Raw genomic sequence first — 16,122 nt, 5'->3', positions numbered from 1 at the left:
ATTTTTCTAGTTGCGTTTTATTTAATTTATTCCTTTTAATATTTCTTTTATATAATTTGTATTTTCCATTTCGTTGAAAATAGCATCAAAATCGTCTTGCTTCATAAGTTCCTTAAACTGTGTTAAGTTGGCTATGTATTCTTCTAATGTTTCAATAACGTTGGCTTTATTTTGTTTAAAAATAGGTGTCCACATTGCAGGCGAACTTTTTGCTAAACGTACAGTTGATGCAAAACCACTACCCGCCATATCAAAAATATCGCGTTCGTTTTTTTCTTTTTCAATAACTGTTTTACCCAACATAAACGAACTTATATGCGATAAATGTGATACATATGCAATATGCTTATCGTGTGCTTCTGGGTTCATGTAACACATACGCATCCCTATATTTCTAAACAACTCCAAAGCCTTTTCTTGTAATTTGAATGCTGTTTTTTCTACCTCGCAAATAATATTTGTTTTACCAACAAACAAACCATTTATAGCTGCACTTGGACCTGAAAATTCGGTACCTGCAATAGGATGCATTGATAAGTAATTACGACGCTTTTCGTGGTTTTCAACCGCTTTACAAATATCTAGTTTAGTTGATCCTACATCGACAACTAAAGCATTATCGTTAACTTTGTTTAAAACCACAGGAAGCAGTTTTTCAGTAGCATCAACAGGAATAGATAGAATTACAAAATCGGCATTTTCTAAATCGTCTAAAACTGCTTTTTTATCAATTAAATTAAGTGATAAAGCCTCATCGAGTGCAGCTTCTTTTTTATCGATACCATAAATTGTAACCGACGGATCTTGTTGCTTAATATCTTTTACAAGACTTCCTCCAATTAAACCTATGCCTATTACGTAAATATTTTTCATTTATAAAACTCGTGTTATGGCTTCATGTAAATCTTCGGTAGTTGCACAAAGCGAAAAACGTATATATCCCTCGCCTTGGCTACCAAAAATGGTTCCTGGCGTAATAAAAATATGATGTTCTTTTAAAATCATATCAATATATTCTTCCGATTTCATGTATGCTGGTAATTTCGCCCAAACAAACATTCCTGAAGCATCGCGACTAAAGGTACAATTTAATGCTTCGGCTAATTGCCAAACCAATTCGCGGCGTTCTTGGTACACACTATTTAACGTAGCAAACCACATACTTGAGCAGTTTAATGCTTCGATTGCGCCTTTTTGAATACCGTAAAACATACCAGAATCCATGTTACTTTTTACTTTTAACACATGACTAATAAGTTCGCCATCGCCAACCACCATGCCAACACGCCAACCAGCCATATTAAACGTTTTGCTGAGCGAATTTAACTCTAAACAAACTTCTTTTGCGCCATCTACACTTAAAATACTTGTTGGTTCTTGGTTTAAAATGAAAGCATACGGGTTATCATTTACAATTAAAATATTGTGTTTTTTACCAAAAGCCACTAATTCTTCGAATACGTATTTTGAAGGTTTTGCCCCTGTTGGCATATGCGGATAATTTACCCACATAAGTTTTACTTTACTTAAATCTTGTTGCTCTATGGCATTAAAATCTGGCATCCAATTATTGGCAGCATCTAAATTATATAAAACACCTTTGGCGCCTACTAATTTTGTAACCGATTGGTATGTAGGATACCCCGGATTAGGAATTAACACCTCGTCACCTTCATTTAAAAATGCCATAGAAATATGCATAATACCTTCTTTACTACCTATAAGCGGTAAAATTTCGGTATTCGCACTAAGACTTACTTTAAAGTTTGCTTTATAAAACTTAGCCATAGCTTGTCTTAGCTCTGGCAACCCTTGATAACTTTGGTATTTATGGGCAACCGGACTTTTTAAACTATCAATAATCGCATCAACAACCTTTTGTGGTGGTTGTAAATCTGGACTACCAATACCTAAGTTAATTACTGGCTTACCATTGGCAATCATTAAATTTACTTCTCGTAATTTTTTAGAGAAGTAGTATTCTTCAACGGTATGTAAACGATTTGCTACTTCTATCATAGCTTTGCATTTTTATATTCACCAAGAACTTTAAAGTCTTCGGCCATAATGTTTATTATAGATTTTGCCTTATCGAAATCTGAATATTGTTCAAAAGTCACATCAACAAAAAAGGCATATTTCCAAGGTGTTTCGGCAATAGGTAACGATTGTATTTTGGTTAAATTTAATTTACAATCGCTCATAACATTTAAAATTGTAGCTAAACTACCGCGTTTGTGGTTTGCTGTAAATTTTAATGATGCTTTATTTATTTCCTCTTGTGGCACTTCGGAATTAGTTCGCTTTACAATTGCAAAACGTGTTTCGTTATTTTTTATAGTTTGGATGCTATGCGATAAAATATCGAGTTCAAAAATATCGGCGGCCAAAACACTTGCAATAGCACCTACACCTTTTAATTGCTGTTCGTGAATACGTTGGGCAACTTCGGCGGTATCTTTATCTTCAACCAATTTAATGTGTGGGTGTTTTCTAAAAAACGCTTTACACTGTAATAAGGCCATTGGGTGAGAGTAAACCTCTTTAATATCCTCTATGTTTTGCCCTTTTAACGCCATTAAATTATGCTGAATATCTAAATAATGCTCTCCTACTACATGCAACCCATAATTATCGATTAACGCATAATTTGGTATTATAGAACCCGCAATAGAGTTCTCTAAAGCCATTATAGCCGCATCGCACTCTTTTGTTATTAAAGCATCAACCACTCTATCGAACGTTAAACACTCGATAAGCGACACTGGATTTTCAAAAAATTGCTCTGAAACAATATGATGAAACGATCCTTTTACACCTTGTATGGCTACTGTATTAATCAATTTTATTAGGTTGTTTTTTAATTTTCAAGTAACTCTTGAACAAAAAAAAGTCCCGATTTTCATCGAGACTCATATTTAAATTTATTTTTTAAATTATACATACAACGCCTCGTTTCTTCCGCTAAAAAAGAAATAAAAGAAATTGATAAAATATGTATAATGTATTGTCATCGTTTTAATTGTGGTGCTAAAGTAATTATTTATTTAAAAACTCAAAGCACTTACATCGATTTTTTATGCTTTTATTAAAATTTTTTAAGATTTTACAGCAAAACTTATATTACGTTGTATAATAATTTATTTTTGAATAAATATTTTTAAATATGTCTATTGAAGTTAACGGGATAACTAAACTTTACGGAAGCCAAAAGGCCTTAAACAATATATCATTTAAAGTAAACAAACCAGAGATTGTTGGTTTTTTAGGACCAAACGGTGCGGGTAAATCTACTATGATGAAGATTTTAACCACCTACATAACAGCAAACACTGGCAACGCTAAAGTTAATAATCACGATGTTAATCAAAACAAGCAACAGGTACAACAAAGTGTAGGCTATTTGCCTGAGCACAACCCGTTGTATTTAGATATGTATGTAAAAGAATATTTAGCATTTAACGCCAATATTTACAAAGTTGATAAACAACGTATACAAGACGTTATTGAACTTACAGGACTTACACCTGAAGCCCATAAAAAAATAGGACAATTATCGAAAGGTTACCGCCAACGTGTTGGGTTAGCTAATGCGCTATTACACGATCCAGATGTTTTAATTTTAGATGAACCTACAACAGGTTTAGATCCCAACCAATTGGCAGATATTAGACAACTTATAAAAACTATTGGTCAAACTAAAACTGTTTTTTTATCGACTCATATAATGCAAGAGGTTGAGGCCATTTGCGAACGTGTTATTATTATAAATAAAGGTGAAATTGTTGCTGATAAAAAACTTAAAGAGTTACGCGACGAAAAAGAACAAGTCGTAATAGTAGAATTCGATTACCGCGTTGAAGACGCCTTTTTAAAACAACTCCCTAAAGCAACCAAGGTAACCAACACGCATGGCTTTGTTTACGAAATAACTTTTAAAACTAGCGACGATATGCGTTCGCATGTGTTTGACTTTGCTCATGACAACCAGCTTAAAATTCTTCAGTTAAATCAAAAAAATGCCAATTTAGAAAGTTTATTTAGAGATTTAACGGCTTAAAAGTTGTAGTTTATTTTAAATGATAAATATCAGCTTTCTCACCAATTTATGGTTATAATTTTGTAATATTAATAACAGAATTGCAATATCATTTATTTATATTCATTCTAAATAATTATATTTGCAAACTCAAAACAAAACAAAATGAGTAAAGGTATTTATGTAGCAACCATGGAGCCTAACAGCGGTAAATCGGTTGTGGTTTTAGGACTCATGCGCATGCTTCTGGGTAAAACGGCTAAAGTTGGGTATTTTCGCCCTATTATTGAAGATGTTGAAGAAGGTGAAATGGACAACCACATTAACACGGTTATATCGCATTTCGAAATCGATTTAAACTACAAAAAAACCTTCGCTTTTAAACGCAGCGAAGTATTAGACCTTTACAACCAAGGCAAATCGGGTTTTGTAATTGATGAAATTATAAAAAAGTACAAACGCCTTGAAGAACATTTTGATTTAGTTTTAGTTGAAGGCACCGATTTTTCGCATGAAAACTCCAGTTTAGAGCTAGATATTAACATGTTAATTTCTAAAAATCTTGGTTTGCCTGTTATTATAGTTATAAATGGTAGCAGTAAAAAGGAAAAGGATTTATTAGACAGCGTACAACTTGCTCACGACACGTTCACCGAAGAGGTTGATGTGCTTTCCATTATGGCTAACAAAGTAAACGCCGAAGATTTAGAAACCTTAAAAAGCAAATTAAAGGAACGCATAAATTCTGAAACCAGTATTTCGGTTATTCCTAAAATACCAAGTTTACAAAACCCAACCTTAAAAGAAATTGCAAAAGCACTCGACGCTAAAGTACTTTTTGGCAAAGACATGTTAAACAACCAAGTACAAAACTCTGGTGTTGGCGCTATGCAATTACGAAACTATATTACAAAATTAAAGGAAGGTTCACTGGTAATTACATCCGGCGATCGTGCCGATATTATTCTAGGCTCATTACAAGCACACATTTCTAAAAACTATCCAGCCATTTCGGGTATTGTTTTAACTGGTGGCTTAATTCCTGAAGATTCAATATTAAAACTCATAGAAGGATTATCGAGCGTGGTGCCTATTTTAAGTGTAAATAAAGGTACTTTTAATGCTACCAACGCTATTGGAAAAGTAAAATCGAGAATTTATGCCGAAAACACCGATAAAATTAACATCGCGATTGCCACTTTCGAAAAACACGTAAATACCAAGAAATTAGCCGATAGTTTAGTCACTTTCAATTCTGAAATATTTACACCAAGAATGTTTCAGTATAACTTATTACAAACGGCTCTTAAAAACAAAAAACATATTGTTTTACCCGAAGGTTACGACGAGCGCGTGCTTAGAGCAACTACTAAATTGGTAGAAACCCAAGTGGTTGATATTACTTTAATTGGCGAAGAAGATAAAATAAAAGAGCGATTAATTCGCTACGATATTCCTTTGGACATTGAAAAAATAAACATCGTCTCTCCAACCACATCGCCATATTTCGATGATTATGTAAACACCTTTTACGAATTACGTAAACACAAAAATGTAAACCTCGATATGGCTAAAGATGCCATGTCCGACGTGTCGTATTTCGCAACCATGATGATTCATAAAGGGCATGCCGACGGTATGGTTTCGGGTGCTATTCACACCACTCAACACACGTTACGCCCTGCGCTTCAGTTTATAAAAACCAAACCTGGCGCAAATATTGTGTCTTCGGTATTTTTTATGTGCTTAGAAGATCGCGTGTCTATTTTTGGCGATTGTGCTATAAATCCGAACCCAAACGCCGAACAGTTGGCCGAAATAGCTATAGCCTCGGCAGAATCGGCTAAAAAATTTGGTGTAGAACCTAAAGTGGCTATGCTTTCTTACTCTTCGGGTGCTTCTGGTAAAGGTGAAGAAGTTGATAAAGTTAGAAAAGCAACCGAAATAGCAAAAACATTAGCACCACATTTAAAAATTGAAGGCCCAATTCAATATGATGCCGCGGTAGATATGCGCATTGGAAAAAGCAAGTTGCCCGACTCTGAAGTAGCAGGACAAGCTAGTGTTTTAATTTTCCCAGATTTAAATACAGGTAATAACACATACAAAGCGGTTCAACGAGAAACAGGCGCTCTCGCTATTGGCCCGATGCTACAAGGCCTAAACAAACCTGTAAACGATTTAAGCCGCGGCTGTACCGTTGATGATATTTACAGCACCGTAATAATAACCGCTATTCAAGCGCAAGACCACTAAACTCATGCAAGTACTCGTACTAAACTCTGGAAGTTCTTCTTTAAAATTTCAATTATTCACTATGCCCGAAGAAACTATTGTTTGTTCTGGTGTTGTAGAACGTATTGGTTTTACCGATGCCCGATTTAAATTTAATTCGGAGCTCTTAAACGTGGAAACCGAAACCAAAGTTTTAACACATAAAGCCGCCTTAAAATTAGTTTCAAAGCATCTTTTAAATAAAAAAGAAGGTGTTCTAAAATCGGCAGAAGACATAAAAATTGTTGGACATCGCGTGGTACATGGCGGTATGTATTTTAATGATACGGTTCAAATTACTGCTGATGTAAAAGAAAAAATTAAATCGTTATCATCGCTTGCACCGCTTCATAACCCAGCGAATTTAGAAGGTATTATGGTTGCCGAAACTATTTTTCCTAGCGCTAAACAGGTCGCTGTTTTCGATACCGCCTTTTTACAATCCATTCCCGAGAAAGCTTACAAATATGCCATACCAAACGAATTTTTAACCAAGCATAACATTCGTATGTATGGGTTTCACGGTACCAGTCATAAATATGTTTCGGAGCAAGCTAATTCGTTTTTAAATAAAAAAGAATCTAAAATAATAACCATTCACTTAGGAAATGGTTGTAGTATGACTGCTGTAAAAAACGGAAAAAGCGTCGATCATTCTATGGGATTCTCCCCTTTAGAAGGATTAATTATGGGAACACGTTCTGGCACTATTGATCCTTCGGTCATCTTTCATTTAAAAGACAGCTTAGGCTACAGCATGAAACAAATTAACGCCCTTTTAAATAAAGAAAGCGGCATGCTTGGTTTAACAGGTTATAGCGATTTAAGAGATATTGAACTAAAGGCTTCGGAGGGAAATGCAGAATGTAAACTAGCATTACAAATGAATGCTTATCGTATTAAAAAGTACATAGGAAGCTATGCTACCATATTAAATGGTTTAGATGCTATTGTATTTACGGCTGGTATTGGTGAAAATTCATCTTTAATTAGAAAATTGGTTTGCGACGATTTAGATTTTCTTGATATTACCTTAGATGAAGCTAAAAACAATTTAAGATCGAAAAACCTTAGAGCCATTAATTCCGATGCTTCCAAAGTAAAAATATTAGTAGTACCTACAAACGAAGAATTAGAAATTGCGAAACAATCGGTACGTTTATTCGTAAATTAATCGGCCTTTATATTCTTGTTCTACCTCAACAACAGGTGGTGTATTTACAACAATAACATTACCTGTTCCTGATATTTTTCCTTTTAAGGATTGCTGCGGATTTACAATCATATCGTTAGAACTTCGGTTCCAGACATAAACGTTTTCCGCTATTAAATTACGTCCTTCAAAACGCGAAGTACCTGAAGCAAAAGTAATATTTAAACTATTTGTTTTTCCCGAAATAAAACCATTTGACAAGCCATTAAAAAGAATTCTTAAACTATTACAATCTACCTCCAGATAAAATTCGCCACTTAAATACGTATCGGGCTCGTTAAAATCTTCTGAAAACAGACTCAAATTAGGATAAGTTAACACCCCGTTAGATCGAATAGCATATTGTGTAGAACTTCGTATTTCAGTAATATTTGGTGCTGTAACATACACTTTTGTAACACCATAATCGCGAACATAATTACAAGCATTATTGTCCGTTAAAAAAAGTTCGCCATCAATTACTTCTGCTATAACATCATTAATAAGATTCTCTCCAGTTTCAACAACAACCTTTTGGGTTTCACCTTGTCCAATAATTAATTCAATATCTCTGTTTACCCAAATTTTAGTAAAAGCTTCAACCGCAACTTCCTGCTCTAAAATATCGCCCGTTTTTTGAAAACAGTCGTTAGCATTTTCACTGTTACAAGCAAAAACAATACTTACTAAAATTATGTAAACTAGTTTTTTCATTAATTCTACAACCTAACTCCAACACCAAATTCAACCGCTTCAGCTTTAGCGCCGTGCGATTTTAAAGTTATCGCTCCAAAAAATGTATTACCAAAATAGCGTTTTAAACCAATACGCATATACATTCGTCCTTCAAAATCAAACGGATAATACACATAATACCCTAACTGCGTTAGCAACGACAGTTTATTTATAAACAATTCATGCCCCGCAAATACGCCAACCCGTTTATAATCTTCATCACCCGAAACCTCTTCTTCTGGCACCGATACGCCTTGGTAATAAATTAATTCTTTTAAAAACTTTGAGAAAAACACATCGGTTCCCAACTGGATAGCACTTTTTTGGTTTATGCGTTTATCGGCATATCCAGAAAAAATATAAAACGGAAACTGCCCCATACCTACCACATCGCTTTCATTAATACCAAACCTAAAAGCGACATTGTACTTAATTGGTTCTGTAAATTTTCTATCATCGTCACTTAAAGTATGCTGGTATTCTGGCTCAACTTCATTTAAACTATAAGTGATACCCGCATTAAAAGCAATAGTATTTGTACTCGCATTTGGCGCTTTTACATTGGCGTTGGAATAGTGAATTAAACTCACGCCTGCCATAAAACCAAACCTATCAAAAATACGCTCCTTTTTAAAATTAAGCATCGCAAAGGTGCTACTCAATATATGGCTTCCGTAAGCTACATTTCTATAATTAGTTTCTTTGTTATAAGTTTTATCGGCGTAAGCCAAACCTTGGCCAACTCGTAACATGAGGTTTCTGTTAAAAAAATAGAAATTATAATGCGCATACAACGAAGCCAAAGTACCCAAAACCTCAGAGTTTTTCATATTTTGGTAAGCATAACTCACTCCATAATCTGGATAGTTATAACGTTGTTCCCAATCGTTAAAACCATAAGTTTTCTTATTCCAACTAAGCATATACCCTTCTGGATGCCCTTGTATTAAATGCAGAATATCGTTATTATGTAATGCTATATTACCTTTAAAATAATTAACATCAACATACGAACTAGCTGTTTTATTCTGTGCAAAAACAGAAATAAAACTAAAACAAAACAGAGCGGATAATAAAAACTTCATTAATTGGTTGTGTACCCCAAAAGTAATTATTTAAAATAAAGCCTCGGCAATCGCTTGCACGTTATCGCTTTTACCCATCGAGTAATAATGTAAAACAGGCACACCAGCTTCTTTTAATTCTTTAGATTGTTGAATCGCCCACTCGATTCCTACCTGTCTTACCGCCTTGTTATCCTTACAAGCATCAACCGCGTTAATTAAATCTTCGGGTAAATCTATACTAAAAACATGCGGTAACAACTGTAAATGTCTGTTAACGGCAAGTGGCTTAATACCAGGAATGATTGGAATATCAATACCTGCATCTTTTGCCATTTTTACAAAATCGAAGTATTTCTGATTGTCAAAAAACATTTGCGTAACCACATAATCGGCACCCGCTTCAACTTTAGCTTTTAGGCGTTTTAAATCGGTTTGTAACGATGGCGCTTCCATGTGCTTTTCAGGGTAACCCGCAACACCAATACAAAAATCGGTTTTAAACTCGGTTAAGTTTTCTTCGTGTAAAAATTTCCCTGAATTTAAATCGGTAATTTGCTGCACCAATTCGCAAGCATAGGTATGTCCACCTTTAGTTGGCTCAAAATACTTTTGGTGTTTCATGGCATCACCACGAAGCGCCACCACATTATCAATTTCCAGATAATGGCAATCCACCAACATATATTCGGTTTCCTCTTTGGTAAAACCTCCACACAAAATATGCGGCACAGGGTCAATATTGTATTTATGCTTTAAAGACACCGAAATACCAAGAGTTCCTGGGCGTTTCCTTACCGTTTTGCGGTCTAAAAGTCCGTTTTTTTCAACATAAACATATTCTTCACGCGAGGTGGTTACATCAATAAATGGCGGATTAAACTCCATTAACGGATCGATATTATTATACAAATCCTGAATATTTTTACCCTTTACCGGTGTTACAATCTCGAACGAAAACAACGTTTTTCCGTTCGCATTTTTAATATGTTCTGTTACCTTCATTTATGCTGAATTTATTTCAGTATCTATTTTAATCATTCCTAAACACTCAGGAATCTTTACTTTAATTAATATTTTGGGCGTTACCTTTCGCTTATACCTTCAAGGTTTCAAAAACCTTGCAGGAGCACTTCAGGTCGGGCTATACGCTACAAGTCCTCGCTATCGCTGCGGGCTTTTCGCTGCTATCCCTAACGCGGGCTTGCCAAAGGTACAATTTCAAAAATTTAGGTCATTGGCAAACCTTGATTTAAAGCTTTTCCCCAACCGTTTGATAACAAACTTTTGTATAAACTTTAAAAAGATCCTGAAACGAGTTCAGGATTACAACCCCAAGGAGTTGTTACACAAAATAAGAAACCGTTAATGCAGCAACAGTAAGCATTAAAAGCTGAATAAAGAATTTAATCTCCGAGGTTAATTTTAGCTTATTCATTGTCTTTACTTTTTTACTGCAAAATTGTAATTTCTATTTGTTTGTTTTGTTACGCAAACCGCAACAAATTGTTAATCTATTTTAAAAGTATTTTTTTTAGCGTTTTATAATCTTCTTGATATTCCCAATAAATCCAACGTCCGTCTAAATAATCGGTTAAAATGTATTTTTCACTAACCGATTTTATTCTAGAAATCGCAACAATTTTCTTTGAAAATGAATCTACCTCAACCTCCTCAGTAACTTCATTATTGTTTGCATCATAACCATGAGATATCATATGACTACCTAAGGTTAATTCTATAAATTTTTCACTCATTGGTTATATTTTTATTACTTCCCTACATTGACGTTAAAAGATTGCGTCGTCGTACCTCCTCGCAATGACGTTTTTTAAGCAATATTTGGGTGCAACCACTTTCTTGCTTTATCAAGCGCAATACCTTTTCGCTCTGCATAATCCCGAACTTGATCGTCGGTAATTTTACCAAGCCCAAAATACTTTGCTTCAGGGTTTGCAAAATAATATCCCGAAACGGCTGCAGCTGGCCACATGGCTAGACTTTCGGTTAACGTTACGCCTATTATTTTTTCAACATCAAGCAGTTCCCAAATGGTTTCCTTTTCTAAATGATCTGGACACGCTGGATAACCTGGTGCCGGACGAATACCTTTGTAACTTTCTTTAATCAATTCATCATTGGTTAAATCTTCATTCGCGGCATAACCCCAATGCTTTGTACGCACTTGCTTGTGTAAATATTCGGCGAAAGCTTCAGCGAATCTATCGGCAATCGCTTGCGCCATAATAGCGCTGTAATCATCATCTTTTGCTTTATAACTTTCGGCTAATTCTTGAGCGCCAAAAATAGCAACACAAAAAGCGCCTATATAATCGGTTTTACCTGAGCTTTCTGGCGCAATAAAATCGGATAAGGCATGGTTTGGTATACCTTCACGCTTTTGTAATTGCTGACGCAGCGTTCTAAAAACCGCTATTTCTTCACCTTTTTTCTTAACCGAAATATCATCATCATTCACGCTATTAGCTTCAAACAACCCAAATACCGCTCGCGGTTTTAGTAATTGTTTTGCTATAACCTCTTCAATCATCTCTTGCGCTTCATTATAAAGCACTGTGGCTTGTTCGCCAACAACCCCATCGGTTAAAATATCTGGAAATTTACCATGTAAATCCCAACTTCTAAAAAATGGACTCCAATCGATATACGGTAATAATTCTTTTAAACTTAATTGCTTAAGCATTTGCACGCCCATTTCTTTAGGCTTTACAATTTCAGAAGTTTCCCAATCGATAGTATATTTTCGTGCTCTTGCTGTTTCTAAATCGATATACGACTTTTCTTTTCCTCGCTTTAAAAACTTGGTTCTAAACTCATCATAATCTTGCTTAAGTTTAGAAACATATTCGTTTGATGTTTTCTTGTTAAGCAAATCACCAACAACGGTTACCGCTCGTGATGCATCGTTAACGTGAACAACCGCATTTTTATATTCGGTATCAATTTTTACAGCTGTATGCGCTTTCGAGGTTGTTGCGCCACCTATTAACAACGGGATTTCAAAATTTTCGCGCTGCATTTCTTTAGCTAAATACACCATTTCGTCCAACGACGGCGTAATTAAACCTGAAAGACCGATAGCATCAACCTTTTCTTTTATGGCGGTTTCTATAATTTTTTCTGGCGGTACCATAACACCTAAATCTACAATTTCGTAGTTGTTACACGCCAATACTACACTTACAATATTTTTACCAATATCGTGCACATCGCCTTTTACGGTGGCCATTAATATCTTTCCAACCGCTTCTTGTCCTTCACCTTTTTCGGCTTCAATAAACGGATTTAAATAGGCCACGGCTTTTTTCATTACACGTGCCGATTTTACCACCTGCGGCAAGAACATTTTACCTTCGCCAAACAAATCGCCAACCACATTCATCCCGGTCATTAAATGACCTTCAATAACGTGTAATGGTCGCTCAACCGATTGTCGCGCTTCTTCAACATCTTCAATTATAAAGGTATCTAATCCTTTTACGAGGGCATGTGTAATGCGGTCTTGCAACGGGTTTTCGCGCCAAGATAAATCGGCTGTTTTTTCAACTTTTGTGCCTTTTACGGTTTCGGCAAATTCTAGTAAACGTTCGGTTGCATCGTCTCTTCTGTCTAAAATAACATCTTCAACGTGCTCTAATAAATCTTTTGGAATATCGTCATAAACCTCTAACATGGTTGGGTTTACAATACCCATGTTCATACCTGCTTGAATGGCATAATATAAAAACACCGAATGCATGGCTTCGCGTACAATATTATTTCCTCTAAACGAAAACGACACATTACTCACACCGCCACTTACACTTACATTTTCAAGATTTTGGCGTACCCAACGGGTTGCTTCAATAAAATCGATAGCGTTTTTGCGATGCTCTTCCATACCGGTTGCTACGGGAAAAATATTTAAATCGAAAATGATATCTTCTGATGGAAATCCTACTTTATTAACCAAAACATCGTACGAACGTTTGGCTATTTCAATACGGCGCTCGTAATTATCGGCTTGCCCAACTTCATCAAAAGCCATAACAATTACTGCAGCACCATAACGTTTTATTTGCTTTGCTTCCCAAATGAATTTTTCTTCGCCTTCTTTTAACGAAATAGAATTCACCACACATTTACCCTGCACCACTTGAAGTCCTGCTTCGATAATGTCCCACTTGGAACTATCAATCATAATGGGTACACGACAAATATCTGGTTCGGCAGCAATAAGGTTTAGAAAACGTACCATAGACTCTTTGCCGTCTATTAGTCCGTCGTCCATATTAATATCGATTATTTGGGCGCCACCATCTACTTGATGACGCGCAATATCTAAAGCTTCATCGAATTGTTCTTCTTTAATTAATCGTAAAAACTTTCTAGAACCTGCTACATTTGTACGTTCTCCTACGTTTATAAAATTGCTATTCTCGTTTAAAACCAAAGGCTCTAAACCAGACAAACGCATGTATTTTGATTGCTTCACTTTCATTTATCTTTTCGCTTTAGTGAGACTCTTTGACTACGTTAAGAGTAACAGCTTCTCGTGGTTGGTATTTAGCCGCAATATCTGCGATTACTTTAATATGTTCTGGCGTTGTACCACAACAACCACCTATAATATTTATTAAATTCTTTTTTAAATAGGCTTCAATTTGTTCGCCCATTTCTTCCGGTGTTTCGTCGTACTCGCCAAAAGCATTTGGTAAACCAGCATTTGGATGTGCCGAAATTGCAAAATCGGTTTTGTTGGCAATAGCCTCTAAATGCGGTTGCAATAAGTTTGCTCCTAAAGCACAATTAAATCCAACAGATAATAACGGAATATGCGACACCGAAATTAAAAATGCCTCGGCGGTTTGCCCCGATAAAGTTCTTCCTGAAGCATCGGTTATGGTACCGCTTAACATGATTGGAATATCTAAATTTCTTTCGTCTTTTACTTCTTCAATAGCAAACAATGCAGCTTTTGCATTAAGCGTATCAAAAACGGTTTCAACTAATAAAATATCGGCACCACCATCCATTAAAGCTTCAACTTGTTGTTTGTAAGCTATTCGTAATTCATCGAAAGTTACAGCCCTGTAACCCGGATCGTTTACATCGGGCGACATACTTGCTGTACGGTTTGTTGGACCGATAGATCCTGCCACAAATCGCGGTTTGTTTGGCTCTTTTTTTGTGAATTCATCAGCTACCTCTTTGGCTATTTTAGCCGACTCATAATTAAGCTCATAAACCAAATCTTCCATTTGATAATCGGCCATAGCAATTGTAGTCCCCGAAAAGGTATTGGTTTCTACAATATCGGCTCCTGCTTCAAAATATTTAGCATGAACTTCTTTAATTGCTTTAGGTTGGGTAATAGACAACAAATCGTTGTTTCCTTGCAACGGAATAGGAAAGTCCTTAAACCGTTCGCCACGAAAATCTTCTTCGGTAAATTTATAACGCTGAAGCATGGTTCCCATAGCGCCATCTAACACCAAAATACGTTCTTTTAAAGCTTCTCTTATATCTTGCATCTTCTATATATTTTTCATTCAGAAATAGTTTTATTTCTTAAATGAATTTGTTGCTATCAACTGAAACACATTCAGTTTGACAACATTTTAATTGTTATGTTTTGTAAGTTATCGAGAAAAGTAAGTGAAGACTCTTCGTTATCTGTCTGATACTTTCCAAAAAACTGGAAAACGCAGTAGAATGTAGCACCTTCGTTACCTTGAACTTGTTTCAAAATCTTTTAAATCTTTCTATGTTAAGATTGTAAGACCCCAAAATGCTTCAGGGCAAGGGTTGCCAAGGTTTCATTGGGTCTAGTCCCTCTACCTTTCTTGATAACACTATAATTTTCATGAACTAGTGCGCAAAAATAATACAAATAAGTAACTTTTTTACGCTAAAACTTTAAATTTCTGCTGTTTTCTCTACCAAAACCTTGGATTAAAACAGAATCTTTATAAACGGTTGCTACCGAATATGCGGTACTATTGGCAAAATCGACCATACCTTTGTACGTTACATAATGCACACCCTTACGCTTAAAGTAACCTCCGGCGTGATTATGGCCGTTAAAATAAAACTTCACATTGTTGAATTTATCTATGGTTTTAAAGAACTGATTGTAGTTCCATAAACTGTGCATCGTATCTTTTTCGGCTACTGGGAAATGACAATAAAAGCCAACATTTTCGTTATTTTCTGCGGATTGATCCAACTCCGATTTTACCCATTGCAATTGTTCTGCACTTAAGCCGCCATTCCATTTCTTAATATTTTTATAACCTTCGGATTTTAGCTGCTTATACATCGAATCCGTTTCAGCTTTTTTGGCATCGGTTAATGCGCCGAAGAAACTTAAATCGTTTCCATCTAAAATGATAAAGCGCCAATTATTGTATTGCACACTGTAATAACGATTGGGCATTTCCATTTTGCGCGAAACGATGGCTTTCAAAGAATCGGCCACACTAAAATCATGATTTCCTAAAACGTGATGTTGATCCGATTTTAGTGTTTTCCAAATAGGCAACACCGAATCGAAACTGGCAAAATCGCGATCGATAAAATCACCTAAATGTACCGTATATTCTAAATCGTGTGTATTTAATTCGGCTACAGCCTTTGCCAACTTTTTAGTGGATTGCTTGTAATACCGACCAAAATCGGCATTAGGCTCGTAAAAACAATATTGACAATCGGCTACAATACCAATTTTAAAATTTGATGCTTCCGGAACTTTAGCTTCCTTTTTACACGCCACAAAAGCAACAAGCAAACAAATACACACTAAAAATTGCTTCATG

General features: G+C 35.6%; 13 protein-coding genes and 1 riboswitch. Of the genes, 3 read left to right on the top strand and 10 right to left on the bottom strand.

Annotated elements, in window-relative coordinates; genetic code table 11:
• Positions 1–21: 21 nt before the first annotated feature.
• The 3 genes from PK35_RS10080 to PK35_RS10070 are packed head-to-tail and all read right to left on the bottom strand — an operon-like array spanning position 22 to position 2,843.
• Positions 22–873, bottom strand: coding sequence for a prephenate dehydrogenase (locus PK35_RS10080; protein ID WP_044626592.1), 852 nt, complete (start codon positions 871–873; stop codon positions 22–24).
• On the bottom strand, positions 874–2,019 hold the full coding sequence (locus tag PK35_RS10075; RefSeq protein ID WP_044626591.1) for a pyridoxal phosphate-dependent aminotransferase: 1,146 nt from the start codon (positions 2,017–2,019) through the stop codon (positions 874–876).
• Positions 2,016–2,843, bottom strand: coding sequence for a prephenate dehydratase (locus PK35_RS10070; RefSeq protein WP_044626590.1), 828 nt, complete (start codon positions 2,841–2,843; stop codon positions 2,016–2,018). The genes PK35_RS10075 and PK35_RS10070 overlap by 4 nt, the downstream gene beginning before the upstream one ends.
• A gap of 323 nt (positions 2,844–3,166) precedes the next feature.
• On the opposite strand from PK35_RS10070, the gene gldA reads away from it, so the two are divergent.
• From gldA to PK35_RS10055, 3 genes are all read left to right on the top strand, one after another.
• A complete protein-coding gene (gene gldA / locus PK35_RS10065) occupies positions 3,167–4,060 on the top strand; it encodes a gliding motility-associated ABC transporter ATP-binding subunit GldA (RefSeq protein ID WP_044626589.1) in 894 nt (297 codons plus the stop codon).
• A gap of 144 nt (positions 4,061–4,204) precedes the next feature.
• Complete coding sequence (gene pta, locus PK35_RS10060) at positions 4,205–6,295, top strand: phosphate acetyltransferase (protein ID WP_044626588.1); 2,091 nt, start codon at positions 4,205–4,207, stop codon at positions 6,293–6,295.
• Positions 6,296–6,299: 4 nt separating this feature from the next.
• The gene (locus tag PK35_RS10055; protein ID WP_044626587.1) at positions 6,300–7,487 is read left to right on the top strand and encodes an acetate/propionate family kinase; all 1,188 of its coding nucleotides are present in this window, start codon (positions 6,300–6,302) and stop codon (positions 7,485–7,487) included.
• Here the strand turns inward: PK35_RS10055 and PK35_RS10050 are convergent.
• The 7 genes from PK35_RS10050 to PK35_RS10020 form a co-directional block, all read right to left on the bottom strand.
• Complete coding sequence (locus PK35_RS10050) at positions 7,473–8,219, bottom strand: head GIN domain-containing protein (protein ID WP_044626586.1); 747 nt, start codon at positions 8,217–8,219, stop codon at positions 7,473–7,475. The genes PK35_RS10055 and PK35_RS10050 overlap by 15 nt on opposite strands.
• A 5-nt stretch (positions 8,220–8,224) precedes the next feature.
• Positions 8,225–9,325 carry an acyloxyacyl hydrolase gene (locus PK35_RS10045; RefSeq protein ID WP_044626585.1) on the bottom strand — a complete coding sequence of 367 codons (1,101 nt, stop codon included), beginning with the start codon at positions 9,323–9,325 and terminating at the stop codon, positions 8,225–8,227.
• A gap of 30 nt (positions 9,326–9,355) precedes the next feature.
• Positions 9,356–10,309, bottom strand: a complete 954-nt coding sequence (locus PK35_RS10040; protein ID WP_044626584.1) for a methylenetetrahydrofolate reductase — start codon at positions 10,307–10,309, stop codon at positions 9,356–9,358.
• A gap of 509 nt (positions 10,310–10,818) precedes the next feature.
• A complete protein-coding gene (locus tag PK35_RS10035) occupies positions 10,819–11,061 on the bottom strand; it encodes a hypothetical protein (RefSeq protein ID WP_044626583.1) in 243 nt (80 codons plus the stop codon).
• A gap of 74 nt (positions 11,062–11,135) precedes the next feature.
• Positions 11,136–13,805 (bottom strand): methionine synthase, encoded by a 2,670-nt coding sequence (gene metH, locus PK35_RS10030; RefSeq protein WP_044626582.1) that lies wholly within the window; start codon positions 13,803–13,805, stop codon positions 11,136–11,138.
• A 13-nt stretch (positions 13,806–13,818) separates the two neighbouring features.
• Positions 13,819–14,838, bottom strand: a complete 1,020-nt coding sequence (locus PK35_RS10025) for a homocysteine S-methyltransferase family protein (protein WP_044626581.1) — start codon at positions 14,836–14,838, stop codon at positions 13,819–13,821.
• 135 nt (positions 14,839–14,973) lie between these two features.
• Positions 14,974–15,160, bottom strand: a riboswitch (SAM riboswitch).
• 55 nt (positions 15,161–15,215) lie between these two features.
• On the bottom strand, positions 15,216–16,121 hold the full coding sequence (locus PK35_RS10020) for a metallophosphoesterase (protein WP_044626580.1): 906 nt from the start codon (positions 16,119–16,121) through the stop codon (positions 15,216–15,218).
• Position 16,122 lies beyond the last annotated feature (1 nt).

Origin of the sequence: Neotamlana nanhaiensis (assembly GCF_000943555.1) — a bacterium.
Classification (GTDB): Bacteria; Bacteroidota; Bacteroidia; order Flavobacteriales; family Flavobacteriaceae; genus Neotamlana; species Neotamlana nanhaiensis.
This window is presented reverse-complemented; position numbering and strand designations above follow the sequence as displayed.